This is a genomic window from Motilibacter deserti (assembly GCF_011250635.1).
Taxonomy (GTDB): Bacteria; Actinomycetota; Actinomycetes; order Motilibacterales; family Motilibacteraceae; genus Motilibacter_A; species Motilibacter_A deserti.
Genome location: NZ_JAANNP010000021.1, coordinates 1 through 23,412 on the forward strand (window position 1 = coordinate 1; position 23,412 = coordinate 23,412).

The window sequence follows — 23,412 nt, forward strand, 5'->3', positions numbered from 1 at the left end:
GTACGACCGGGTGTCCGTGGGCGTGCCCGGTGTCGTCCGCAAGGGACGGGTGCTGCACACCCCGCACTTCGTGACCGTCGCCGGCCCGTTCACCCCCCAGGACCCGGCCCTGGTCGAGGAGTGGCGCGGCTTCGACGTGGCGGCCGCACTGGAGAAGGCACTGCTGGCTCCGGTACGCGCGGTCAACGACGCGGAGATGCAGGGCTGCGCGGTGGTGTCCGGTCAGGGCTTCGAGGTCGTGATCACGCTGGGGACCGGCTTCGGCTTCGCGATGTTCGACGACGGCCGGCTGCTGCCGAAGGTCGAGATGTCGGCGCACCGGTTGAAGAAGGGCGAGTCCTACGACCAGCGGCTCGGCAACCTCACCCGCGCCCGCATCGGGCGTGACCGGTGGAACGCCCGTCTCGCCGAGGCGGTCGAGGGCCTGCGCTGGGTGTTCTGGTGGGACCGGCTCTACGTCGGCGGCGGCAACACCCGCCACATCAAGACCGACCTCGGGCCGGACGTCACGATCGTGCCGAACCTCGCCGGGCTGCTCGGCGGCGTGCACCTGTGGGACCCGTCGCACCGGGTCTGACGTCGGCGTCGCCGACGCGCACGGCAATGGGCCCCGCCCGGCGCCCCATCACTCCCCTCCCAAAGGTGATGGCGCGGTCGGCGGGGCCCTTCGCCGGTGCGGGCTCCCCCTCACACCCGCAGCGGGTATCCGGGCAGGGCCCGCCCGGCACCGCGACTGCCGGGGACGGCGTAGCGGCAGTAGTGGACGCGCGCGAGCACGTGCTGATCCGGGACCGGCGCGCAGTACGCCGCGGACGCGGGGCGAGCCTGCGGCCGGGACGTCCGGCGCGGAGCGGAGCACCCCGCCGCGGTGGCGAAGGCGGGGCGGGTACGGGGGCTCATCGCGGGCTCCTGTTCGGCTGAGGCGGCTGGCCGGCTGTTCTCCTGACTGCGACCAGCGTGCTCGCGCCGCCCCGGCCCGTCTGTTCGGCCGATGACAGTTGGACCGACACGCTCGTGACACTCCGGCCGCCGCACTCGCCGCCCCCGACGCAGCAGCAGGCGCCTCCCCGGGCAGGGAGGCGCCTGCTGTCGATGGGGCCGGGTCAGCCCACGTCGCGGCGTGCGGTGAGCGCGACCGCGGCCGCAGCCCGCCCCTGGGCAAGCTCGGCGCCCGCGACGTCCCCAGCTCGTGGTCCTCGCCGTACGCGCCGGGCTGCGCGCGCCCGAGCCCCCGGGGCAGGCGGGTTAGCGCTGCTCGAGCAGGCCCGCGGCCGTCGCGGGCAGCCGCTCCAGGAGGGCGACATGCTCCTCACGGGTCAGGGAGAGGACCAGGTGCGTGCCGCTGTCACCGGCGCGCAGCACCTCCTCCTCCGTGCGGGTGTAGGCCTCCGCCGCCGTCGTGTGGGCGGCCAGCTGGGCGAACGCGCTGACCTGGCCCTCGTCGGCGAGGTCGACGTCGACGCCGAGGTGCGGCCCGTCCGTCCGGGGCAGCCGGCCTTCCTGCACCTGCGCCCGGGCAGCGGCGCGCAGCCGCTCCAGCGCGTCCTCGGCGCTGGCCGGCACCGAGCCGAACGGCGGCTCGTCGATCCACGCCGTGTCGAGCACGGGCGCGAGCACCGCGAGCGCGGCGGACGTGACGAGTGTGTAGGCGGTCGCGTCCGCGCCGGGGCGCAGGGCGTACGGGCGGCGCGGGGTGGCAGGAGAGGGGCTCACCCGGCAGATGGTGCCAGCCCTGGCGTGCGTCCGGGCAAGCAGGCGCGGGGCACGGCCCGACCGGGCGGCGCCGGCCGCAAGCCCCCGTCGCCGAGGCGGGCGTCAGGTCTGCGTGGCCAGCCGCAGCGGCCGCGCCTTGCGCCGCACCGACGCGGGCTCGTTGACGCCGGGCCGCGGCGGGAGCGCGTTGTCGCGCAGCCAGGTCTCGAGCCGGTCCGGCGGCAGCGGGCGCGACATGAGGTAGCCCTGGGCGATGTCGCAGCCCATCGCGGTGAGCTTGTGCCAGCTCAGCGCGTCCTCCACGCCCTCGGCGACGACCTGCTTGCCCATGAAGTGGGCCAGCTGCACGATCGCCTCGACGATGGCGGCGTCCTCGGGCTCGGTGGCCATGCCGAAGACGAACGACTTGTCGATCTTGACCTCGGTCACGGGCAGCCGGCGCAGGTGGGCCAGCGAGGAGTAGCCGGTGCCGAAGTCGTCGACCGAGACCTTCACGCCGTGCCCGGTCAGCTGCTCGAGCGCCGGCACGGCCCGGGCGCGGTCGCTCATGATGCTGGTCTCGGTGAGCTCCAGCGTCAGCAGCGCCGGGGGGACGCCCTGGGCGGCGAGGACCCGCACCACCTGGGCCGGGAAGGCGGGGTCGAGCAGCGCCCGCACCGAGATGTTGACCGCGACCGGGATGCTCTTGCCCTCCTCCAGCCACTGCCGGCACTGGGCGAGCGAGGTCTCCAGCACCCGCAGCGTGAGCGGGCCGATGACGCCGGTGTGCTCGGCGAGCGGGATGAACTCGTCCGGCGGCACGAGCCCGCGGGTCGGGTGCTGCCAGCGGGCGAGCGCCTCGACCCCCACGAGCTCGGCGTCGCTGAGCCGCACCTTCGGCTGGTAGAACACGACGATCTCGTCCGCGCGCAGCGCGCTGCGCAGCTCGGCCATGAGCGCGAGCCGCCGCGGGCCGCCCTCGTCGAGCGTCGGGTCGTAGGCGCGGACGCCGAGCGCCTGCGTCTTGGCGGCGTACATCGCGATGTCCGCGTGCTGCAGCAGCGCTGCGGCGTCGGTGCCGTGCTCGGGGTGCAGCGCGATGCCGACCGACCCCTCGACGTCGATCGAGGCGTCCTCGAGCGGGACCGGGCCCATGAGGGCCTCGGAGATCGCCCGGGCCGCCTGCTCGGCGTCCTCCCGGGCGCCGGTGTCGGGCAGCAGGACGGCGAACTCGTCGCCGCCGAGCCGCGCCACAGTCGCGCCCTCGGGGGCCGCCAGCAGCAACCGCGACGCGACCGCGCGCAGCAGCTGGTCGCCGCTGTGGTGGCCGAGCGCGTCGTTGATGTCCTTGAACCGGTCGAGGTCCATGATCATCACTGCGAACGGGCGGTGGGCGGCGACCGCCTCGTCCAGCCGCTCCATGAAGTAGCCGCGGTTGGCCAGCCCGGTCAGGTGGTCGTGGTGGGCGTCGTGGCGCAGCCGGTCCAGCAGCTGGCTGTTCTCCAGCGCGAAGCCCGTGTGGGTCGCGAGCGTCTCGAGCAGGCGCAGGTCCGCCGGGGTGAACGTGCGGGAGTCGGCCTGGTGGCCGGCGACCTCGAGCGTGCCGAACGCGCCCGTGTCACCGACGAGCGGGACGACCATCGCGTCGCGCGCGTCGCGCGCCGCGAGCCACTCGCGCAGCCGCGCGTCGGTGGTGCCACGCGCGACCAGCAGCGGCTTGCGCGAGTGCAGCACCTCCTCGTGGATCTCGTCGTGCATCGCGGCCGGTGGGCGCCCGGCATCCTCCGGCGCCTCCTGCTCCTCGTGCAGGGCGAGGCCGACGGGGCGCTCGCCGGGCGCGTCCCCGCCGTCGAAGCCGGAGGAGTCGGCGACCGCGATGACCGCGTCCTCGGCGCCCGGGCGCCCGTGCACCCGGATGACGGCCCGCTCGGCGTTGAGCAGCGACCGGGCCTGCTCGAGCAGCTCGGGCACCACGTCGCCCCAGCGCGAGCCGTTGCGCGTGGTCTGGGAGAAGTCGTAGAGCCGCTCGAGCGCGAGGTGGCGCTCGAGCAGCGTGGAGTACGTGCGGTAGGCGGCGTACAGCACGCCGGCGAGCGGAAGCAGGAGCAGCCACTGCCAGCTGCCGGTCTGCACGAGCGCGACCACGACCAGCCCGAGGGCGGCGCTGAACACGCCGCCGACGCCGAGCACGGCGGCGACCCAGTCCGAGCGCTGCCGGCTCGGCGGGTGCCCCTCGGTCAGCCAGATGACCGTACGCAGGGCCGTGAGGTCGAGGGTGTTGACCGCGAAGACCCCGACGAAGACGGCCAGCGCCGAGGCCAGGGTCAGCTCGGCCCCGTCACCGAGGTACTCCAGCACCACGACGAGCACGAGGCACTCGTTGGCTGACAGGGCCAGGTTGAACGCGGCCTTGGTGGCCGGCGTGCGGTTCTTCAGCACGACGGCGGCCGTGGCCAGCACGTGCGAGATCAGGAAGCCCAGCGGGCCGACGAGGAAGAGCGCGACGACGCCGGGCAGCTCGCTGAAGTGGATGGAGCGGGTCTGCTTGCCGACGATGATGTGCAGCTGGCCCAGCTCGGTGCAGATGAAGGCCACGACGAGCGCGGCGACGATCCAGGGCTGGTCCAACGTGGTGCGCCGTGGGCCTATGGAGTACCACAGGCCCACGGCGAGGACGGTGAGGGCAGCCGTCAGCAGGGTGGCGCGGGCACTCGCCGAAAGCGGCCCGCGCAGACCCTTTCCACGGTCCACCACGACGCAGTCCTATCCCATCTCCTCACCTCGCGCGCGAGGTGGGATCCCCTAGCCCCAGAAGCCAGAGTTCCACCGAAGGCCGTTCCACCGCAGCCCGTTCCACCGAAGGCCATTCCAACGGAGGCCGTTCCAGCGCAGCCCGTTCCACCGCAGCCCGTTCCACCGGAGGCCGTTCCACCGGAGGCCGTTCCAGCGCAGGCCCGCCCACGTACCTTCGGACGGAGTCGTGTCGGCCTGAACCTCGTCCCAGCCCTCGGGCAGCGGGAAGAGCTTCACCGGCTCCTGCTCGGCGGGCGTCGGAGCACTGAGCGCGGCATCGACGTCGACCAGGCCGGCGCCGGTGGCGGAGGTGGAGGTGGAGGAGACCGGGGACGCGGTCCCGATGAGCAGGGCCTTCACCTGGGCCGGGCTCAACTGCGGGCGCTCGGACAGCAGCAGGGCGGCGGCGCCGCTGACGGCGGCGGCGGCCTGCGAGGTGCCGCTGCCGCGGAAGTAGCGGTCACCCACGCGAGCACCGGGGTAGTTGGCGTCCAGCGTCGAGCCGGGCGCGCGCAGGCCCAGGACGGACTCGCCGGGAGCGAAGACGTCGACGCCGCGCTCGACGTTGCCGACGCTGGTGAAGCCCGCGGCCGCCGGGCCGTTGCCGGTCGTGGTGCTCGCGCCCACCGCGATGACCTGCGGGGCGATGGCCGGCGAGGTGACCCGGCCGACGGTGGTGCCGTCGTTGCCGGAGGAGGCGACGACCACGATGCCGGCGTCGGCAGCCGCGGTGGCGGCCCAGGCGAGCGGGTCGACGGTGTACTCGTCGGGGCCGTAGCCGCCGACCGAGAGGTTCAGCACGCGGACGTTGAGCCCGTTGTCCTGGCCGTGCTCGACGACCCAGCCGATGGCCATCACGAGGTCGCCGAGGCTGACCTCGCCGTCGGTGCCCGCGACGCGGACGTTGACCAGGCCGGCGCCGGGGGCGATGCCGTCGGCCGCCTCCGGGTCGCCGAGGGCCCGGGTGGTGTCGTCGGCGGCGATGATGCTCGCCATCACGGTGCCGTGGCCGAAGGTGTCCACACCCTGCGCGTCGGTGTCGGCCTGCGTCGGGTCGAGCGCGGCGTCGGGGCCGGTCACCACCTTGTCCGCGGCGTCCAGCCCGGGGACCGGCGCGACGCCGGAGTCGATGAGGGCGACGTCCACGCCCTCGCCCGTCACGCCGCGCGACCAGGCCGTGGTCGCGCCGATCTCCTCGGCGAGGGCGTGCAGCGAGCGGCCGGAGGTGGCGCCGGTCCCGGCGCTCGCCTCGAGCAGCTTGACCTGCATGTCCGGCGCGACCCAGCGCACGCCCGGAGTGGTCGAGAGCGCGCTCACCGCAGCGCTCGGCACCTCGGCGACCATCGTCGCGACGTCCCCGGCCGCGTCGACGACGCGGCCGCCGGCGGCCGTGACCGCCCGCGAGACCGCGGCCTGGTCGGCGGCGAGGGCGCCGACGACCACGCGGACCGGTGCCGACAGGACGGCCGTCGCCGCCGACGCCAGGCTGCCGTCGTCCCCTCCCGTCGTGCCGCCCCCCGCGGCGCTGCCCATCCCGGTGCCGCACGCGAGCACGGCGGCAGCCAGGGCGGCGGTGGCCACCGAGCGGTGACCGCGAGCGAACGAAGAACCTGCCTGCGTCCCGGGCGCCGGGACAAGAAGTCGAGCGAGCATCTCGAACTCCACCCTCCTGGGCCGACCGAATGCGACCCGTGTTCGGACTGTGCGACCGGTTCCCGGATCCGGGACACCGGCTGTTCGGCAGGCACTGGGTGCTCCTTGACCCGGTGCCGGACATCTCGCCGTAGATGCCTCCCCCTGGGCCTCCACGCCGTCGTCACCGCGAGCAACAGAAGGGTGTCACAACGTAACGGTGGGTGGAGCCGTGGGATCGACGCGCGAGCTGTCGAAGACCCAGGGTGACCGAGACAAAACCTTAGGTGCTAACGATCGCACTGTGCGACGGAAACTTCGCGCATAGCCCGAATGGCCTATACCGAGCAGTAGCCGTGAGTGACGACAGCAGCGCGCGCCCGAAAGGCATGGGCACAAAAGCGGAGGAATTGTCCGACGCGGGTTGGCCTGGCGCGCCGATCGGGAGGATCGCGCCAATCAGCGGCGGTGGGCCGGCCCGTCCTCGTGGCCGGGCAGCGACGTGGGAACCGGGCCGACGTGCGCGTTCGGGCCCTGGTCGGGCCCCGCAGCGGACGCTGCGGAGGGCGCCGGGTTCGCCAGCGCCGCCAGGACCGGCTCGGCGAGGAAGACGTCGAAAGTGGCGTTGCAGGTCGTGAGCGCCTCGAGGAGCAGGGGGACGATGGCCTCCTCGTCGACGGCCTCCGGCGCTCGCTCGAAGCGCTCCCCCCGGGCGATGCGCCGCAGGTAGGGCACGGCCGTCCCGATCCCGGTGCTCGCGGTCGGGAGCACGTCGAGGCTGGGCGGCATCGGCCCGGCGGCCAGGCCGGAGAGGAAGCGGGCCGCCTCGTCGCGGGCGTCGAACGCTGCCAGCGTCTCCAGCGCGATGGAGTGCTCGACCACGTCCCTGGTGTTGACCTCGGCCTCGGCGGCGAACCCCTCGACGAGCAGCAGCCGCGCGGCCTGTGCCTGCCGGTGGGCGCGCACCCACCACGAGGCGGCGACGAACTCGACCGCGCTCGTGGCCCGCAACGCGATCGGCGCGACGCCCTCGAACACCGCCAGCTGGCGGTCCAGTGCCGCCAGCCCGGGAAGCCGCCGGTGGGACGCGGGGGCGGGCACGTGCGCGGGGCGCCCGGCGTGCGTCCCCGAGCGCGCCGCCGCGTCGGCGGCGAGCAGCTCGGCCAGGCCCGGGGCGGCCTGGGCGGCCCAGGAGTCCATCGCGGACCGGATCCTGCGGGCGACGTCGTCGGCACTCATCCGGAACAGCGGCCTTCCTGGTCGACGACGGGCCTGCGCGAGCGTCCGGTCACGCCGGCCGAGCCCGCGGCCGACCGGCGGGGCGAACAGTAGGCGGCAGCCGCCCGACCGGACAAGGCGCGCCCCCCGGCCGTCGCCGGGCGCGCCGGACGGGAGCGCCCGACGTACGCCGTGCGCGCCGCGTCGTGCTCCATGCGCCCTCCGTCCCGGCGCCGCCCCGCGACGTCGATCGCCTGCCACGGTCGTATCACGAGCGGGCGGGCGCGGCTCCCGTGCACCGGCACCGGAGCCCGATTTCCTCCCATCGAGCTGCGGCGGGAACGGCGGATGGTTGCGTTCCGCATCCGGAGCGCCACTTTGTGCGGCCCGTGCCGGGTTTCCCCTCGTGTTGCAGCCCGTGAAGTGATGACGGCCAAGGCCCTGATCGCTAGCCTCCGGACATGCTGGATCACCTCGGGGTTCAGGTGGCCGACGTCCAGGCCTCGCTCGACTTCTACCTCGCCACGTTCGCGGCGTGCGGCGTGCGCGAGGCGATGCGCTTCCCGACCGGCCCGGCGTCCTTCGTCGTCGGGCTCGCGGGACCGGACGGTCAGCCGGACTTCTGGCTCAGCCCGGCGCAGGGCGCAGAGGGCCGTGAGCTGCACGTCGCCTTCTCGGCCCCGGACCGGGCGGCCGTCGACGCGGTGCACGAGGCGGCGCTGGCCGCGGGCGCCGAGGTGCTGCACGCACCGCGGGAGTGGCCGGAGTACCACCCCGGCTACTACGCCGTCTTTCTGCGCGACCTCGACGGGCACAACGTCGAAGCCGTCTTCCACGGCGGTTGACCGGCGGCCCGCAATCTCGGTGCCGGAGCGGAACCGCGTATTCCGGCCACCTCCTGAAGAATGCGCACGACGGCGCGGCATACCAGGACGAATTCTCTAGAATGACCGGGCCGCATGGACCAGTGCGACCCCATTCTCGGAGGCGGCCCTCGACACCGGAAGAGAATTCCGGCGAGCGTGACGTCGTCGGTGGCGCCCCTGTTCCCAGCGCCTCGAAGGCGCGGTCGACGACGCCGCTGACAGCCTCGCCGCGAGCCGCGGCCCTCGCGGCGACGCGCAGCAGCCGGTCCAGGCCCGTGTCGATGTCCTCGCCCCGCCCAGCCGCCCGCCGCCAGCGGCCCGCGTCCGGGAGGCGGCCTGCACGGCCTCGGGGTGGGTGGGGCGCTGCGCCGTCCGGGTGATGCTCGAGGGTTCGGGGCCGGGCCTGACATCCCCGTGTGGCCAGCCTGTCAGCTTCCTGGGAACGTTGCCTCGGAGGACCTTTGTCCGGACAAACCGCCCGGTCCGCGACCTACTGTTGACAGGTGACATCGACGACCGGCGAGTCCGGGGGCGGCCGTGCCGAGCAGCGCAGGCAGAAGGCGGCGGAGCTGCGCGCGGCGCAGCAGCGGGAGGAGAACCGCCGCCGGCGCCTCATCCTCCTGCTCGGCGTCGTGGGCGTCCTCGTGCTCGTTGGCGTCGTCGCGGTCGCCGTGCTCGCCCAGCGCGGCGGCTCCGGCGCGAGCGCCGAGGGCCAGATCATCCCCTCGACGCCCACTGGTGAGACGACGGTCGAGAGGCGAGCGGAGCAGGTCGAGGACGACTCCGGCATCGAGGGCGTGCTCGCCTGGAACACCGGGGAGTGGCCGGGCGACGGCACGGAGGCCGAGGGCGCGCTCGAGCACGACCACGTCGACGGCCCGGTGCAGTACGCCGTCGTCCCTCCGGTCGGCGGGCCGCACAACGGCGTCTGGATGAACGCCGGCGTCTACACCGAGCCGATCCCCAGCGAGCGCGCCGTCCACAACATGGAGCACGGCGCGGTGTGGATCACCTACCGGCCAAGCCTTCCTACGGCCGACGTCGAGGCGCTGCGCGCGCTCGTCACGAAGCAGACCGAGCTGCCCGAGCCGGTGGACGGCGTCGCCGACGCGAAGAACCGCTACGTCGACCTGAGCCCGTGGGCCGACGAGAGCCTGCCGAGCCCGATCGTCATCAGCGCATGGGGCCACCAGCTGCGCGTCGACTCCCCGGACGACCCGCGGCTGCAGCAGTTCGTCGACACCTTCCGGTCGAACCAGAAGTACACGCCGGAGTACGGCAGCGCGGTCGACGGCATCCCCGTCGAGACCGGCGGCCGGGCGGCGTACGACGGCATCAACGGGGCCAACCCGCCCGGCAAGGCGAGCGGCGACGACGGGATGTAGCTGGCGGAGGGCATGGGATTCGAACCCATGAGACAGGCTTGGTGTCCTGCCTAGCGGTTTTCAAGACCGCCTCCATCGGCCACTCGGACAGCCCTCCCGGAGGAGCCCACCGTAGCGTCCGCGCCCAGGCTCAGCGCGCGGCGCCGCAGGAGGCCCGGACGACCAGGCTGGTCTCCAGCACGACCGGGCCCGCCGGCTCGGCGTCAGTCCCGCTCGCGGTCAGCGCGAGGATCTGCTCGGCCGCGGCGGCCCCGAAGCCCGGCACGTCCTGCCGGACCGTCGTCAGCGCCGGCCGGGCATACGCGGCGGCGGGCACGTCGTCGAACCCGACGATCGCGACGTCCTCGGGGACGCGCAGGCCGGCCTCGGCCACCGCGGTCATCGCGCCGAGGGCCATCAGGTCCCCGCAGACGAAGACGCCGTCGGGGCGCTCGGGCAGCTCGAGCAGCCGGCGCATGGCCGCCGCCCCGCCGTCGTAGAAGAAGTCGCCGGCCTCGACGAGCTCGCCCGGCAGCGCGACGCCGAGCGCGGCCAGCTCCTCGCGGAACCCGCGGAGGCGGTCGCCGGAGGTCGGAAGGTCCAGCGGGCCGGTGATGCAGGCGAGGCGGCGGCGGCCCGTCGCGTGCAGGTGGCGGGCGGCGAGCGCGGCGCCGCCGACGTTGTCCGAGGTGAGCCGCACCGTGCGGCTGCCCTGCTGGTCGATGTCGACGAGGACGACCGGGACGCTGCTGTCGATGAGGCCGCTCACGCAGGGCTGGGCGGGGTCGACGCCCATGACCACCACGCCGGCGAGGCTGAGCTGGCGGGCGCGCCGGACGTACGCCTCGGGGTCCTGCGCTGCCTCGTCGAGCACCGGCGCGAGCAGCAGCGTGTCGTAGCCGCGGGTGCCGAGGCCGTAGCGGACGCCGTCGAGCACCTCGTGCAGGAAGGGGTGCGGGGCCGGCTGTCGGAAGCCGGGGTCCCAGACGACGCCGACCATCGTGCTGCGACGGCGGACGAGGGTGCGCGCGGCCTCGCTCGGGGAGTAGCCGAGCTCGCGGGCGAGCTCCTGGACGCGCTGCCGGGTCGCCGCGCTGACGTCGGAGTAGCCGTTGAGGGCGCGGCTGACCGTGGAGACGGACACGCCGCTGCGCCGTGACAGCTCATGGATGGAGACCACGCCTCGCCCTCCCGTCCCCGACTTCCGTAGTCGGTTCGGCAGAGCGAACGCTAGCGGTCCCTCAGCCCGCGCGGGACCCGCTCGGCGTCAGCAGCACCGACTGCTCGGCGGCCACGACCCGGTTGCGGCCGGCGGTCTTCGCGGCGTAGAGCGCCGTGTCCGCGGCGGCCAGCAGCTCGTTGACGTCGCGCATCGCGTAGCTCAGCGTCGCCACGCCCACCGAGGCGGTGACGTGGGGGTACTCCGCCGGCCCGACGACCGCCTCGATGGCCGCGCGCATCCGCTCCGCGACGATCATCGCCGCGTCCGCCGACGTCTCGGGCAGCATGACGACGAGCTCCTCGCCGCCGTAGCGGTAGGCCAGGTCGCTGCCGCGCAGCCCCGCGGCGACGGCGTCGGCCGTACGCCGCAGCCACTCGTCGCCGATCGCGTGGCCCGCGGTGTCGTTGATGCGCTTGAAGTGGTCGAGGTCGATCATGCAGACGCTGAGCGGGCGGTCGTAGCGGCGCGAGCGGCTCCACTCGTGCGCGGCCTCCTCCTCCAGGCTGCGGCGGTTGCGCAGCCCGGTCAGCCCGTCGAGCCGGGCCTGCTCGGTCACGCTCGCGTGCAGCCGGGCGGCCTCCAGCGCCGACGCCGCGCTGAGCGCGAGCGCCTCGAGGACCGAGTCGACCTGCGCGGTGTCCTCGTCGTCCCACGCCTCGGCCTCGACCTCCATGACCCCGACGACGGCCCCGCGGACCACGAGCGGGAAGCAGGTCATGGTGCCCTGCGTGACCGAGCGCGCCTCGGCGGCCGCCATGGCGACCGCGGGCGGGGCGACCAAGCCGGCCGGGGGCAGCGCGCCGGAGGGGTCGGTGCTGCGGCGGATCGCGACGAACTCCCCGTCCGCGCGACGCTCCCACACCACCGCGCGAGTGCGGCCGAGCTCGACGGCGGCGGCCGCGACGTACTCCGCGACGAGGCGCGGGTCGAGCGACCCAGCGGTCTCGCGCGCGACCCGCAGGATGACCCGCAGGCGGGCGGCCAGCTGGCTGGCGGCCTCCTCGCGGACCATGCCGCGGGCCTGCTGGGCCTCGATGCGGCGGGCCATCGAGGAGAGCCCCTCGCCCAGCCGGCGGAACTCCGAGGGCCCCAGCCCCGGTGCCTGCACGCCGAGCTCGCCGGCCTCCATCCGGGACATCATGTCGAGCAGGGCGCGCACCGGCGCGTCGATCACGGTGCCGAGCTGCCGGCGGCGGCGCACCCCGACGACGAAGATCCCGGCGACGACGAGCACGTTGACCGCGCCCGCCGTCAGCAGCGCCTTGCGCTGGCTGGCCAGCGCCGCGTCCCGGCGGGCGGCGGCGCGGTCCGCCGCCACGTGCTGCGCGGCGCGGTAGCGGTCGAACAACGTCTTGCCCCGGGCGAGGTACGCCGAGAGCTTCCCGGTCTCCATCGGCTGGCCGGGCCGGACCGCCAGCCCCTCACCTGCCCAGCTCGAGGCCCACGCACGGTGGGCGAGGATCGTCGCCACCACCATGCGCGTCTCGGTCGGGTCCCCGGACACGAGGCCGATGAGCTCGTCCTCGGCCCGGTTGGTCTCGGTGGCGCCCGCGGAGTACGGCGCGAGGAAGGCCGGGTTGCCCGTCGCCGCGTACGCCCGCAGGCTCGTCTCCTGGTCCAGCATCCCCTCGTGCAGCAGCCGCAGCTGCTTCACGACCGCCGTCGTCAGCACGCTGCGCGGCTGCACGACGAGCTGGGAGTACGCAGCGCTCGCCGCGATCGACACGAGCAGCAGCGAGAGGGCGAGCGCGAGGGCACGCCAGAACCGGCGCAGCTCCCCCTGCAGGCTGCGCTCCTGCGCGTCGGGAGCCCCGGCGGCGGCGGGAGCGCGGCGTACGTTCACGTCCGGAGTCTCGGCGTGCGGTGTGACGGGGTTGAGCCACCCGATCCGGTACGCCGGGGTGCTGCGAGCCGGCGTGGAGGAGCAGGCGACGGTGCCGGACGCAGCCACCCGCTCCCCCGAGCAGCCCAATCGCTGGCGCGAACGGGCCGATCGGCGTTGAATGGCCCCATGATCCGCACCATGCCCGCGACCCGCCTGGTCGTCCTGCTCGGCGACTGGCGCTCGTCGCCGTCGCCGGTGCGCCGCCCGCTGGCCGACCTGCTGTCCACGGCGCTGCGCGCGCTCGTCGTGGACGGCCGGGTGCCGGTCGGGGTGCGGCTGCCGGCCGACCGCGACCTGGCCACGGCGCTCGGGGTGAGCCGCGGGGTGGCGTCGGCGGCGTACGACCGGATGCGCGAGGAGGGCCTGCTCGAGCGGCGGGTCGGGGCGGGCAGCTTCACCGCGCTGCCCGTGGACTCGCCGCTGCCGGCGGGGGCGTGGGGGCCGCGGACGGGCGGCGGGCCGGACGTCGTGGACCTGACGATGGCCAGCCTGCCGGCGCCCCCGACGGCGATGCTGGCCGCGGTCGCCGAGGCGAACGAGCTGCTCCCCGCGCACCTGGGCAGCTCGGGCTACGACCTGCTCGGGCTGCCCGAGCTGCGCGCGGCGATCGCGGACCGCTACACCAGCCTGGGCGCGCCCACGACGCCCGAGCAGGTCCTCGTGACCACCGGCGGGCAGGCGGCGCTCGACCTGCTGGCCCGCACAGTGCTCACGCCCGGCGACACCGCGCTCGTCGAGGTGCCGACCTATCCGAACGCCCTGGACTCGCTGCGGACCGCCCGGGCCCGGCTGCACCCGGTGCCCGTGGACGGCGCGGAGGGCTGGGACCCGGTGATGCTCGTGGACGCGCTGCGTCGCGGGCCGCGGCTGGCCTACCTCGTGCCGGACTTCCACAACCCGACCGGAGCGGTCATGCCGGACGACGTGCGCGCCCGCGTGCTCGACGCGTCCCGCCGCTCGGGGACGGTGACGGTCGTCGACGAGGCGATGGCGGACCTGGTGCTCGACGGCCCGGAGCCGGCACGTACGGCCCGGCTGGACGCGCGCGGGCAGCTGGTCTCGGTCGGGTCGCTGAGCAAGAGCGTGTGGGGCGGGCTGCGGACCGGATGGCTGCGTGCCGACCCGTCCCTCGTGCGGCGCGTGGCGGAGGTCCGTGCGGTGTCGGACATGGGCCCGCCGATCCTCGGCCAGCTGGTCGCGCTCGCGCTGCTGCGCCGGCTCGACGGGGTCGTCGCGGACCGCCGGGAGCTGCTGCGGCCACGGCGGGACGCCCTGGTCGCGGCGCTGGCGGAGCGGCTGCCGGCGTGGCGGACGCGGGTGCCGCGCGGGGGCATGTCGCTGTGGGTCGCGCTCGACGCGCCGGGCAGCACCGCGCTGGCCGCGGCCGCGCCGGACGCCGGGCTGCGCCTCGCCCCCGGGCCGCGGTTCGGCATCGACGGCGCCTTCGACCGGTTCGTCCGGCTGCCGTTCACCCCGCCGGAGCCCGTGCTCGTCGACGCGGTCGACCGGCTCGCCGGGCTGTGGGGGTCCGTGGTCGGGGGTTTCCGCCCGCCGGTTGGATCACGCATCCTTGTCTAGACGGGGTGTGGGGGCTCGATCGGCCTACCGTTGCTCAGCTTCGGTGCGCCCCGTCCGATAGTTCGCCAGCGGCCGTCGGACGGAGGGGGAAGCGATGCCCGTTGCTCGTGACCCCGCGGCTCCCGGGCCGGCGAGAGGCGGAGCCGGCCAGTCGGGCCAGTCCAGCGCGCTGTCCACGCTGCACCGGCTGGTCCGCGACATCAGCGCCCTGCCGGGGCTGCAGCCGACCCTGGAGGCCGTGTCAGACGCGGCCGTGCAGGAGCTCGGGTTCTCCGTCGCGACGCTGAGCCTGGTGCAGCCCTCGGGCGACCTGCGCACGGTCGCGGTCTCCGGGTCCGACGACGCGCGGGCGGCGCTGCTGGGCAGCGCCGGAGCGCGCGAGGACTGGGAGGCGCTGCTCGCGTCGGCCCGCCCGGTCGGCCCGTTCGGCAGCCTCTGCTTCCTCCCGGCCGGCTCCGAGCCCGCGAACGACCTGGCCAGCTGGCAGCACCCGGAGCCGCGGGGCGCCTCCGGGCCCGACCGCTGGGACGCCGAGGACATCCTCTTCGCTCCCCTGCGGTCGGCCCGGCACGGCCTGCTCGGCGTGCTCTGCGTCGACCTGCCGCCCGGCGCGCGCCGGCCCGAGCCCGCCCAGCTCGAGCTGCTCGAGGCCTTCGCCACCCAGGCCGCGCTCGCCATCGACAACGCCCAGCTCGTCGCCGACGCCGAGGCGGCGCTCTCGCGCGAGCTGCGCGCCCGCGAGCGGCAGCAGGCCGCCGTCGCCGAGCTGGGCCAGGCCGCGCTCACCGCGGACCAGCTGGCCCCGCTGCTGCGCCTGGTCGTCGGGACCGTGGCCGCCACCCTCGACGCCCCGATGGCGAGCCTCATCCAGTGCGTGCCCGACGGCCTGCAGTTCGCCGCGTCGTACGGCACGGACTTCCCGCCGGGGTCCCGCCCGACCAACCGGGGCATCACCGCCCAGGCGCTGGCCGTCGGCGCGCCGGTCGTGGTCACCGACCACGCGCTGCGCGACCCCGACGAGCACCCGCTGCTGACCGGCGCGGGCATCCGCAGCAGCGCGGTCACGGTCGTCGGCGGCGCCCGCCCCTGGGGTGTGCTCGCCGTGCACTCGCGGCAGGTGGAGGCCTTCGGCGAGGAGGCGCTGCACTTCCTGCAGGCCGTCTCGAACGTCGTGGCCGCCGCGGTCGAGCGCTTCCGTGTCGAGGCGGAGGTGCGCTACAGCGCGACGCACGACGCGCTGACCGACCTGCCCAACCGCGGGCTGCTGCACGAGCGGATGAGCGCGGCGCTCGCCGCGGACGCCGCCGCCGGAGCGTCGACGGCGTTGCTGCTCATCGACCTCGACGGCTTCAAGGACGTCAACGACTCGCTCGGCCACCAGGCGGGCGACGTCGTGCTCGGGCAGGTCGCGACCCGGCTGCGCCAGCGCGTACGCCACGACGACGTGGTCGCCCGGCTCGGCGGCGACGAGTTCGCGGTCGGCCTGCCGGCGCTCAAGGACTCCGACGACGCGATCACGGTCGCGGCAGGGCTCTACGAGCAGTTGCTGCGCCCGTTCGACACTCCCGCCGGCCCGGTGCTGCTCGGCGGCAGCATCGGGATCGCCATCGCCCCCCGGCACGGCACGGACACGCACACCCTGCTCAAGCACGCCGACCTGGCGATGTACCGCGCGAAGCGCGAGCGGACCGGGTGGGCGGCGTTCGACCCGCGGGTCGACGAGGACGCCAGCGCCCGGCTCGGCATGGTCAACGACCTGCGAGCCGCCATCGAGGAGGGTGAGCTGACGGTCGCCTACCAGCCGGTCGTCGACCTCGAGACGGCCACGGCCACCGGCGCGGAGGCGTTGGTGCGGTGGTCGCCTGCGCACCGCGGCCCGCAGTCGCCCGCGTCGTTCGTGCCGCTGGCCGAGCAGAGCGGCCTCATCGCCGGGCTGACGGACTTCGTGCTGCGCAGCGCCGCCGGGCAGGCCGCGGCGTGGGAGGGCTCCGGCCGCCGCATGCCCGTGGCCGTCAACCTGTCCGGGGCCGTGCTCGCCGACCCGGGCTACCCGGCCCAGCTCACGCGCACGCTGCGCGAGCTGCGGGTGGCGCCCAGCCTGCTCAAGGTCGAGGTCACCGAGACGACGCTGGTCAACGAGTCCGCGGTCTCGGCACTGCGCCGGGTCAATGCCATGGGCATCCGGGTCGCGGTCGACGACTTCGGCACCGGCTACTCGTCGCTGGGCCGGCTCAAGCAGCTGCCGGTGCAGACGCTGAAGATCGACCGGAGCTTCGTCACCGGCCTGCCCGCCGACCGGCGCGACATCGCCATCGTGCGCTCGATCGTGGCGCTGGCCGACGAGCTCGGCATGAACGTCATCGCCGAGGGCGTCGAGACCGAGGAGGTCGCGCGGCTGCTCTGGGACCTCGGCGTACGCCGTGGCCAGGGCTACCTCTTCGCCCGTCCGATGCCCGCTGTCGCGTTCGAGGCATGGCACGACCGGTGGCTGCGCGGCGACCGGGCCGACTGGCACGCGGCCGTCGCGTAGGCCGCGGGCTTCCCGCTAGACGCGCCGGATCCGCCACGTCACCGAGTGCTCGTCGCCCGGCTGCAGGGTGACGACGTCGGTCCCGCTGTTGAACGCGTCCGGCGGGCAGGTCATCGGCTCGACCGCGAGGCCGGTGCGGTCGAGCTCCGGCTCCGGGCGGTCGGCCGTGTGCACCTGCACCCACGGGCTCGTGGCGTCCCAGACGACCTCCACGCCGGAGCCGTCTCTGCCGAGCACCTGCACCCTTGCGTAGCCGTCTTCGGCGAACTGCACATCGGTGAAGGCGTGATCAACAAAGGTCGATTCGATCGTGCGCCCGGACCGGAAGTCGAACTCGGTGCCCACGACGGGGAGGACCTCCCGCGGCAGGAGGCGGTCGGGGTCGACCTCGAGGTAGCTCGCGGCCGGCAGCCGGAGAGTCCACTCGTCGACCCTGCCCGGGGCACCGGGCACGACGTAGGGGTGGATCGAGGCACCGTAGGGCGCGGCGACGTCGCCGGCGTTGACCGCGCGCAGCGACCACTCCAGCCCGTCGGGCCCGAGGGCGTACGTCGCCTCCAGGTCCAGGATCGTCGGGTACGCCGGCGACGGCCAGACCCGCGTCCGCAGCACCGCCCGGTCGTCCGAGCGCTCGACGACGTCCCAGGCCGACCAGGCGACCAGGCCGTGCAGCGCGTTGCCGCGGTCGTGCTCGTTGATCGGCACCAGGTGGCCGCTGCCGGCGAAGGAGTAGGCCCCGTCGCGGATGCGGTTCGGCCACGGCGCGAGGACGACGCCGCTGCTCACCGGCGTCAGGACGTCCTCCGCGTACTCCCTGACGAGCGGCCGGTCGTCGGCGCGCAGGCTGCGCAGGCCGGCGCCGACCTGGGTCACGACCGCGGTGTAGCCGGCTGCCGAGAGCCGGACCTGCTCGCCCGAGGGGATCACGGCCAGCCAGCCTAGGGGAGCGCGACCGGCCCGATGCCCGCGACCCGGTCGAGGATCGCGGCGGTGACCTCCGGCGCGTCGCCGATCGGCGCGGAGACGACGTCGGCGCCGGAGTCGTGCATCCGCTCGGCGAAGTAGCCCGGGGCCAGCAGGTAGGTCGCGAGCGCGACGCGCCGGGCGCCCCCGGCCCGGAGCCGGGTCACCGCCTCGGCGGGCGTGGGCGGGGTCGCGGAGGCGTACGCCGCCACGACCTCGGCCCCGGTGCGCTCGGCGAGCCAGCGGACGGCCTGGGCCGTGGCGCGCGCCGACCGCGGCGAGCTGGAGCCGGCAGCGCCGAGCACGACGGCGTCCCCGCGCGTGTATCCCGCCTCGAGCAGCCGGCGGAGCACGACGTCGAGGAGCCGCTCGTCGGGGCCGACCGGCCCGGTGCAGACGACAGGGTGCGCGGCCGCGGCGGCGACGGCCGGGAGGTCCACGTCGACGTGGTAGCCCGGGGCCAGCAGCAGCGGCACCACGACCGCGGGCGCGTCGAGTGCCGCCAGCGTCTCGCCCACCGTCGGCCCGACGACGTCGAGGTAGCCGACCCGCACGCGGCGGCCCGGCATGGCGGCGGACACCCGCTCGGCCATCGCCTCGACCGTGCGCAGCCCGGCCTGGACCTCGGTCCCGTGCGCCGCGATCACGACCGGGGCGTCGACGGGCAGCTGCGCGGCGGGGGCGCCCGGCGCCGGGGCGGGGGTGGGAGGCACTGCAGAACCGTACGGTGTGCTGGCAGGCTGTCCCGTCATGAGCTCGCTGTCGCATTCCGCCTCGCCGCACGCCCCCCGCGTCCCCCGGGTGCTGGCCGACCTCGTCCCGCGCACGTTCGCGGCCGACGTCGCCCTCGTCCTCGGCGCCGCCGCGCTGATCGGCGTCTGCGCTCAGGTCTCGATCCCGCTGTGGCCCGTGCCGTTGACGCTGCAGACGTTCGCCGTCCTGCTGGCCGCCACCGCGCTGGGCTCGCTGCGCAGCCTGCTGGCCACGACGGTCTACCTGCTGGCCGGCGTCGCCGGCATGCCGTGGTTCTCCGACGGCCGCTCCGGCTGGGGCGGCAGCCCGTCGTTCGGCTACATCCTGGGCTTCCTGCTCGCCGCGCTCGTCGTGGGCCGGCTGAGCGAGCGAATGAGCACGCGCAGCCCCTGGCGGGTCTTCGCGCTCAACATCCTCGGCTCCGCCCTGATCTACGCCGTCGGCGTGCCGTGGCTCATGGCGACGCTGCACGTCGGGGTCGCGCAGGGCCTGGACTACGGCCTCTACGACTTCGTCCCGGGCGACCTGGTCAAGTCCGCCGCCGCCGCGGGCCTGCTGCCCGCGACGTGGGCGCTCGTGGACCGCATCCGGCGCTGAGGCCGCGCCGGTGCACGCCGTCACGATCCCGTCCCCCGGCGGGCCGGACGCGCTCGTCTGGGCCGAGGTGGACGACCCTGCGCCCGGCCCGGGCGAGCTGCTGCTCGACGTCGTCGCCGCGGGGCTGAACCGCGCCGACCTGCTGCAGCGCCAGGGCCACTACCCGCCGCCGCCCGGCGCGCCGGCCCACCCCGGCCTGGAGGTGAGCGGCCGGGTCGCCGCCCTCGGTCAGGGGGTGACCGGCTGGACGGTCGGCGACGAGGCCTGCGCGCTGCTCGCCGGCGGCGGCTACGCCGAACGGGTCGCCGTGCCGGCAGGGCAGGTGCTGCCGCTGCCGCGCGGGGTCGACCTCGTCACGGCAGCGGGGCTGCCGGAGACCGTGTGCACGGTCTGGTCCAACCTCGTCATGCGGGCCGGGCTCACCGCCGGCGAGTGGCTGCTCGTGCACGGGGGCGCGGGCGGCATCGGCTCCACGGCGGTCCAGGTCGGCGCTGCCCTGGGCGCGCGGGTGGTGGCGACCGCCGGGTCGGAGGACAAGCTGGCGCTCTGCCGCGAGCTCGGGGCGGAGGCGGCCGTGAGCTACCGCGACGACTGGGTCGCGGCGGTGCGCGCGGCCACCGGCGGCACGGGGGCGGACGTCGTGCTCGACCCCATCGGCGCGAAGTACCTCGGCCCCAACGTCGACGTCCTCGCCCCCGACGGCCGGCTCGTCGTCATCGGCATGCAGGGCGGCGCCCGGGGCCAGCTCGACCTCGGCGCGCTGCTGGCCAAGCGCGGCGCGGTGCACGCGACGGCGCTGCGGTCCCGTCCGCTCGCGCAGAAGGCCGCGATCGTCGAGCAGGTGCGCGAGCACGTCTGGCCTCTGGTCGCCGACGGCCGCGTGCGCGTGCTGGTCGACTCGACGTACCCCATGTCCGACGCCGCTGCGGCCCATCGCCGCCTGGAGTCCGGCGACGTCACCGGCAAGGTCCTGCTGCGCGCCCGATGATCGGACCGCAGCCGACCCTGCACGGCGCGCGCACCGTCCTGCGGCCCTGGCGCGCGTCGGACGCCGACGCCGTGTTCGCCGCCTGCCAGGACCCCGAGATCCAGCGCTGGACGCGCGTCCCGTCGCCGTACGAGCACGCCCACGCCGTCGGGTTCGTGACCGAGGTCGCGCCCGCGCTCTGGGCGGTCGGCGCGGGGACGTTCGCCGTGACCGAGGCCGGCGCCGTCGTCGGGAGCGTGGGCGTGCACAGCATCGACGACGGCGTCGCCGACGTGGGCTACTGGACGGCTGCCCCTGCCCGTGGGCGAGGGCTCACCTCGGACGCGCTGCGTACGTTGTGCTCCTGGCTGTTCGAGGAGCGCGGCGTCGCCCGGGTCGAGCTGGTCGTCGAGCCCGCCAACACGGCGTCGCGCCGGGTCACGGAGGCGGCTGGCTTCACCGCGGAGGGCGTCCTGCGCGGGCGGCTGCTGCTGCGCGGTCGGCGCGCCGACGTCGTGATGTACGCCCGGCTCGGCACCGACTGACACGTCGCGGGCGCACGGCCGGCGCCGCTCAGGCCGGCAGCACCCACATGTCGACCTGCAGCACGCGCCGCATCCCCACCGACTCGTAGAGCGCGTAGGCCCCCGTCGTGCCGTTCTCGTCGACGTGCAGCAGCACCGCCGGGAGCCCGCGGGCGCGTACGTCCGCGAACGCCGTGAGCAGCAGCGCCCGCGCAACGCCGCGTCCTCGCGCCGGCCGCAGGACCCCGAGCCGCGCGACGTAGCCGGCCTTCTCGTCCTCGACGTAGTCGTCGCTGCAGTAGAGCGCCCCGACCGCGCCGGCCGGGTCCTCGGCGAGCCACACCTGGCTCCAGTCGACGGTGCTGCGGGCGTCGTTGCGGCCGAACCACTCCTCGAAGGGCTCCGGGACGTGGCCGGAGGAGTCGGCGAAGGACGTGTCGATCACCGAGTGGACCGAGCGCAGCCCGGCCATGTCGCCGGGCTCGACCCGCCGGATGCGCACGCCGTCCGGCAGCCGCGGGGCGGGCGGCCCGTCCGCCAGCTCGAGCCGCAGCCGGGCCCAGCTCGTCGAGCGCTTCCAGCCGGCGCCCTCGAGCCAGCCGGCCGTGCGGTCGTCGAGCCGCAGGATCGACGTGCGCAGCTCGCCGCCGCCCGGCAGCACCTCGCGCCCGCGCTGCGTCAGGCCCGCGAGCAGTTCGGGCCCGACCGCGTCGTCCGTGGTGTAGAGGTCGAGGTAGGCCACGGCGTCGCCCTTGGGCTCGACGGTGACGTATCCGACCGTGCCCCGGTCCGGGTGCTCGACGAGCCACGCCTCCAACGACGTGCTCTGCAGGTCGTCGCGCAGGTCCGCGAGCGTCCCGTCGGGGTGGCCCAGGACCCGCGCGTCGTCCGCTGCGGCGACGGCGAAGGCGGCCTCCGCGTCGTCCGGTGTCGCGCGGCGGCAGGAGTACGGCGGGGGGACGGCGATCACCGGTCGACTCTGCCAGCCGGTGCCCGCTCGGGGCGACCGGTTTCCGCTCCGGCTCCGTTGGCAGGATGGAGGCCATGACTGACCCGAGCAGCGCCGAGACCCCGGCCCCCCGCATCGTCGTCGTCGGACCGGACGGCATGGGCGTCAGCGCGGGGACGCCGCCGCAGCAGGACGAGCAGGACGACGAGTCGACGTCGGTGACGGACCTGGTCGAGCAGCCGGACAAGGTCATGCGCATCGGCAGCATGATCAAGCAGCTGCTGGAGGAGGTCCGCAGCGCGCCGCTCGACGAGGCGAGCCGCGCCCGGCTCCGTGAGATCCACTCCTCCTCGATCCGCGAGCTCGAGGCCGGCCTCGCGCCCGAGCTGGTCGAGGAGCTGCGCCGCATCACGCTGCCGTTCAGCGAGGCCGAGATCCCGACCGACGGCGAGCTGCGTGTCGCCCAGGCCCAGCTGGTGGGCTGGCTGGAGGGGCTGTTCCACGGGATCCAGGCGGCCCTCTTCGCCCAGCAGATGAATGCGCGCGCGCAGATGGAGGCCGGCGGGCGGCGGGCGCTCCCGCCCGGCGCGGTGCAGGGCGTCCCCGCCGAGCGGCCCACCGGGCAATACCTCTAGCTCACCCCCGGCCTCCGGGTGTGCTGGCCACACCCGGAAGCCGCCAGGGAGCACGGTGGGATCGCGCGCCCGACCGGAGCAGAGTTCCTGACGTACTCGACACGAGCCCACGCCAGGAGAGCCCGATGACCGCCACGCTTCCGACCGCCGCCCCGTCCATCGCCGCGCACGCGGCGCCCGCCCCGTCCCGGCGCGCCACCTGGCCGCTGTTCGGCGTGCTCGCCGGCGCCACCAGCCTCGCCGCCGGCTTCGTCGGCCTCACGGGCAACTACGCCGAGAAGGGCGAGAACAAGGGCCTGGCGATCCTCGACGAGGTCAACCGCGGCGGCTACCACGTCGCGTTCCTGCTCGGCCTCGTCTCGGTCGCCTCGCTGCTGCTCGCCTCGTCCGGCTGGCGACGGTGGGCGGAGGAACGCGCGCCGCGCAGCCTGGCCGCCCGTACGATCCCGCAGGCGCTCGCCGCGACGGCCGCCATCAACGTCATCGGATACAGCCTCGCCGGGTCGATGGCGCTCTACCTGCCCGGCGGCACGGACGCCGGATGGCTGACGCCGGAATCCATGTTCGTGAACTGGACTTACCTCGACTTCGGCCTGCTCCTCGGCTGGTGGGGCGGGGCCGTCGCCGCCGGATGCGCGGCCGCCCTGTCGTTCGGCCGCAGCGCCGTGCTCCCCAGGTGGATGGGCGTCGTCAGCATCCTGCTGCTCCTGCCGCCGGTCGGCATGGCGATCGGCATGGCGCTGCCGGGCATGCCGGGCTTCACGATGCCGCTCTGGCTGATCGTCGTCAGCATCGGGATGGTGTTCAGCAAGAAGGCGCAGGCCTGACCCGCTCCTCTTCACCACCGGCCTCACCTCGGACCTCCTGCACGGGGGACGAGGTGGGGCCGGCGGTGCAGGTGACGTCAGTCCTCGGACACCTCGACCCCGCGCCAGAACGCGACGTGGTCCTTGATGTTCGCCGCCGCGTCCTTCGGCTCGGGGTAGTACCACGCGGCGTCGGGGTTGTCCGCCCCGTCGACCGAGACCGTGAAGTAGCTCGCCGTGCCCTTCCACGGGCAGACGGTGTGGGTGTCGCTCGGGCGGAGGTACTCGTCCTTCACCGCCGCCCGCGGGAAGTAGTGGTTGCCCTCGACCCGCTCGGTCACGTCGGACTCGGCGATCACCGCGCCGTTCCACGTCGCTCGCACCATCAGAGCCTCCTTCGTCGCTCGACGTCAGGCTGCCACTGCTCGCGGGCGCGCG

Annotated in this window: 21 protein-coding genes and 1 tRNA gene; 10 read left to right on the plus strand and 12 right to left on the minus strand. The window is 75.1% G+C overall.

The window, feature by feature from the left end:
• Window positions 1-577: ROK family protein (locus G9H71_RS15745; RefSeq protein ID WP_166283517.1), on the plus strand; the 577-nt coding region annotated here is incomplete at its 5' end.
• 110 nt (window positions 578-687) lie between these two features.
• Here the strand turns inward: G9H71_RS15745 and G9H71_RS15750 are convergent.
• The 5 genes from G9H71_RS15750 to G9H71_RS15770 form a co-directional block, all read right to left on the minus strand.
• On the minus strand, window positions 688-900 hold the full coding sequence (locus G9H71_RS15750; protein WP_166283519.1) for a hypothetical protein: 213 nt from the start codon (window positions 898-900) through the stop codon (window positions 688-690).
• A gap of 345 nt (window positions 901-1,245) precedes the next feature.
• Window positions 1,246-1,713, minus strand: a complete 468-nt coding sequence (locus G9H71_RS15755) for a hypothetical protein (RefSeq protein WP_166283521.1) — start codon at window positions 1,711-1,713, stop codon at window positions 1,246-1,248.
• Between the two features lie 102 nt (window positions 1,714-1,815).
• Entirely contained in the window at window positions 1,816-4,446 is a 2,631-nt protein-coding gene (locus tag G9H71_RS15760; protein ID WP_166283523.1) for a putative bifunctional diguanylate cyclase/phosphodiesterase, read from the minus strand.
• Window positions 4,447-4,494: 48 nt separating this feature from the next.
• Window positions 4,495-6,066, minus strand: a complete 1,572-nt coding sequence (locus G9H71_RS15765) for a S8 family serine peptidase (protein ID WP_166283525.1) — start codon at window positions 6,064-6,066, stop codon at window positions 4,495-4,497.
• Window positions 6,067-6,576: 510 nt separating this feature from the next.
• On the minus strand, window positions 6,577-7,356 hold the full coding sequence (locus G9H71_RS15770; RefSeq protein WP_166283527.1) for a hypothetical protein: 780 nt from the start codon (window positions 7,354-7,356) through the stop codon (window positions 6,577-6,579).
• 440 nt (window positions 7,357-7,796) lie between these two features.
• Here G9H71_RS15770 and G9H71_RS15775 point away from each other — a divergent pair, with 440 nt between their 5' ends.
• Both G9H71_RS15775 and G9H71_RS15780 read left to right on the plus strand, forming a co-directional pair.
• A complete protein-coding gene (locus tag G9H71_RS15775) occupies window positions 7,797-8,180 on the plus strand; it encodes a VOC family protein (RefSeq protein ID WP_166283528.1) in 384 nt (127 codons plus the stop codon).
• 524 nt (window positions 8,181-8,704) lie between these two features.
• Window positions 8,705-9,586 (plus strand): DUF3105 domain-containing protein, encoded by an 882-nt coding sequence (locus G9H71_RS15780; RefSeq protein ID WP_166283529.1) that lies wholly within the window; start codon window positions 8,705-8,707, stop codon window positions 9,584-9,586.
• Between the two features lies 1 nt (window position 9,587).
• Here G9H71_RS15780 and G9H71_RS15785 read toward each other — a convergent pair.
• From G9H71_RS15785 to G9H71_RS15795, 3 genes are all read right to left on the minus strand, one after another.
• Window positions 9,588-9,683 (minus strand) — tRNA-Ser (locus G9H71_RS15785).
• Window positions 9,684-9,716: 33 nt separating this feature from the next.
• Complete coding sequence (locus tag G9H71_RS15790; RefSeq protein ID WP_166283530.1) at window positions 9,717-10,745, minus strand: LacI family DNA-binding transcriptional regulator; 1,029 nt, start codon at window positions 10,743-10,745, stop codon at window positions 9,717-9,719.
• Between the two features lie 61 nt (window positions 10,746-10,806).
• The gene (locus G9H71_RS15795; protein ID WP_166283531.1) at window positions 10,807-12,630 is read right to left on the minus strand and encodes a sensor domain-containing diguanylate cyclase; all 1,824 of its coding nucleotides are present in this window, start codon (window positions 12,628-12,630) and stop codon (window positions 10,807-10,809) included.
• Window positions 12,631-12,798: 168 nt separating this feature from the next.
• Between G9H71_RS15795 and yczR the strand changes: the two genes are divergently transcribed.
• The gene (gene yczR / locus G9H71_RS15800; RefSeq protein ID WP_166283532.1) at window positions 12,799-14,250 is read left to right on the plus strand and encodes a MocR-like transcription factor YczR; all 1,452 of its coding nucleotides are present in this window, start codon (window positions 12,799-12,801) and stop codon (window positions 14,248-14,250) included.
• Window positions 14,251-14,344: 94 nt separating this feature from the next.
• Window positions 14,345-16,780: an EAL domain-containing protein gene (locus tag G9H71_RS15805; protein ID WP_166283533.1), complete on the plus strand. Its 2,436-nt coding sequence runs from the start codon at window positions 14,345-14,347 to the stop codon at window positions 16,778-16,780.
• Window positions 16,781-16,795: 15 nt separating this feature from the next.
• Here G9H71_RS15805 and G9H71_RS15810 read toward each other — a convergent pair whose 3' ends face one another.
• On the minus strand, window positions 16,796-17,707 hold the full coding sequence (locus G9H71_RS15810) for an aldose 1-epimerase family protein (protein ID WP_166283534.1): 912 nt from the start codon (window positions 17,705-17,707) through the stop codon (window positions 16,796-16,798).
• 11 nt (window positions 17,708-17,718) lie between these two features.
• A complete protein-coding gene (locus G9H71_RS15815) occupies window positions 17,719-18,456 on the minus strand; it encodes a sirohydrochlorin chelatase (RefSeq protein ID WP_166283535.1) in 738 nt (245 codons plus the stop codon).
• A gap of 37 nt (window positions 18,457-18,493) precedes the next feature.
• On the opposite strand from G9H71_RS15815, the gene G9H71_RS15820 reads away from it, so the two are divergent.
• Genes G9H71_RS15820 through G9H71_RS15830 form a run of 3 tightly spaced genes read left to right on the plus strand, consistent with a single transcriptional unit; the run spans window position 18,494 to window position 20,605 of the window.
• Complete coding sequence (locus G9H71_RS15820; protein WP_166283536.1) at window positions 18,494-19,093, plus strand: biotin transporter BioY; 600 nt, start codon at window positions 18,494-18,496, stop codon at window positions 19,091-19,093.
• A 10-nt stretch (window positions 19,094-19,103) separates the two neighbouring features.
• The gene (locus G9H71_RS15825) at window positions 19,104-20,081 is read left to right on the plus strand and encodes an NAD(P)H-quinone oxidoreductase (protein ID WP_166283537.1); all 978 of its coding nucleotides are present in this window, start codon (window positions 19,104-19,106) and stop codon (window positions 20,079-20,081) included.
• Window positions 20,078-20,605: a GNAT family N-acetyltransferase gene (locus tag G9H71_RS15830; RefSeq protein ID WP_166283538.1), complete on the plus strand. Its 528-nt coding sequence runs from the start codon at window positions 20,078-20,080 to the stop codon at window positions 20,603-20,605. The genes G9H71_RS15825 and G9H71_RS15830 overlap by 4 nt, the downstream gene beginning before the upstream one ends.
• A 28-nt stretch (window positions 20,606-20,633) precedes the next feature.
• Here the strand turns inward: G9H71_RS15830 and G9H71_RS25205 are convergent, their stop codons facing one another.
• Window positions 20,634-21,554 carry a GNAT family N-acetyltransferase gene (locus tag G9H71_RS25205; protein ID WP_166283539.1) on the minus strand — a complete coding sequence of 307 codons (921 nt, stop codon included), beginning with the start codon at window positions 21,552-21,554 and terminating at the stop codon, window positions 20,634-20,636.
• A gap of 74 nt (window positions 21,555-21,628) precedes the next feature.
• On the opposite strand from G9H71_RS25205, the gene G9H71_RS15840 reads away from it, so the two are divergent.
• The gene (locus tag G9H71_RS15840) at window positions 21,629-22,168 is read left to right on the plus strand and encodes a bacterial proteasome activator family protein (RefSeq protein ID WP_166283540.1); all 540 of its coding nucleotides are present in this window, start codon (window positions 21,629-21,631) and stop codon (window positions 22,166-22,168) included.
• A 125-nt stretch (window positions 22,169-22,293) separates the two neighbouring features.
• Window positions 22,294-22,995, plus strand: coding sequence for a hypothetical protein (locus G9H71_RS15845; protein ID WP_166283541.1), 702 nt, complete (start codon window positions 22,294-22,296; stop codon window positions 22,993-22,995).
• A 77-nt stretch (window positions 22,996-23,072) separates the two neighbouring features.
• Here the strand turns inward: G9H71_RS15845 and G9H71_RS15850 are convergent, their stop codons facing one another.
• Window positions 23,073-23,360: a DUF427 domain-containing protein gene (locus G9H71_RS15850; protein WP_166283542.1), complete on the minus strand. Its 288-nt coding sequence runs from the start codon at window positions 23,358-23,360 to the stop codon at window positions 23,073-23,075.
• Window positions 23,361-23,412 lie beyond the last annotated feature (52 nt).

Bases quoted from the DNA above. Each gene is read 5' to 3' on its own strand.
- G9H71_RS15840 (WP_166283540.1), top strand. From the start codon at position 21,629: ATGACTGACCCGAGCAGCGCCGAGACCCCGGCCCCCCGCATCGTCGTC.
- G9H71_RS15805 (WP_166283533.1), top strand. From the start codon at position 14,345: ATGCCCGTTGCTCGTGACCCCGCGGCTCCCGGGCCGGCGAGAGGCGGA.
- G9H71_RS15820 (WP_166283536.1), top strand. From the start codon at position 18,494: ATGAGCTCGCTGTCGCATTCCGCCTCGCCGCACGCCCCCCGCGTCCCC.
- G9H71_RS15850 (WP_166283542.1), bottom strand. From the start codon at position 23,360: ATGGTGCGAGCGACGTGGAACGGCGCGGTGATCGCCGAGTCCGACGTG.
- G9H71_RS15845 (WP_166283541.1), top strand. From the start codon at position 22,294: ATGACCGCCACGCTTCCGACCGCCGCCCCGTCCATCGCCGCGCACGCG.
- G9H71_RS15830 (WP_166283538.1), top strand. From the start codon at position 20,078: ATGATCGGACCGCAGCCGACCCTGCACGGCGCGCGCACCGTCCTGCGG.
- G9H71_RS15770 (WP_166283527.1), bottom strand. From the start codon at position 7,356: ATGAGTGCCGACGACGTCGCCCGCAGGATCCGGTCCGCGATGGACTCC.
- G9H71_RS15750 (WP_166283519.1), bottom strand. From the start codon at position 900: ATGAGCCCCCGTACCCGCCCCGCCTTCGCCACCGCGGCGGGGTGCTCC.
- yczR (WP_166283532.1), top strand. From the start codon at position 12,799: ATGATCCGCACCATGCCCGCGACCCGCCTGGTCGTCCTGCTCGGCGAC.
- G9H71_RS15775 (WP_166283528.1), top strand. From the start codon at position 7,797: ATGCTGGATCACCTCGGGGTTCAGGTGGCCGACGTCCAGGCCTCGCTC.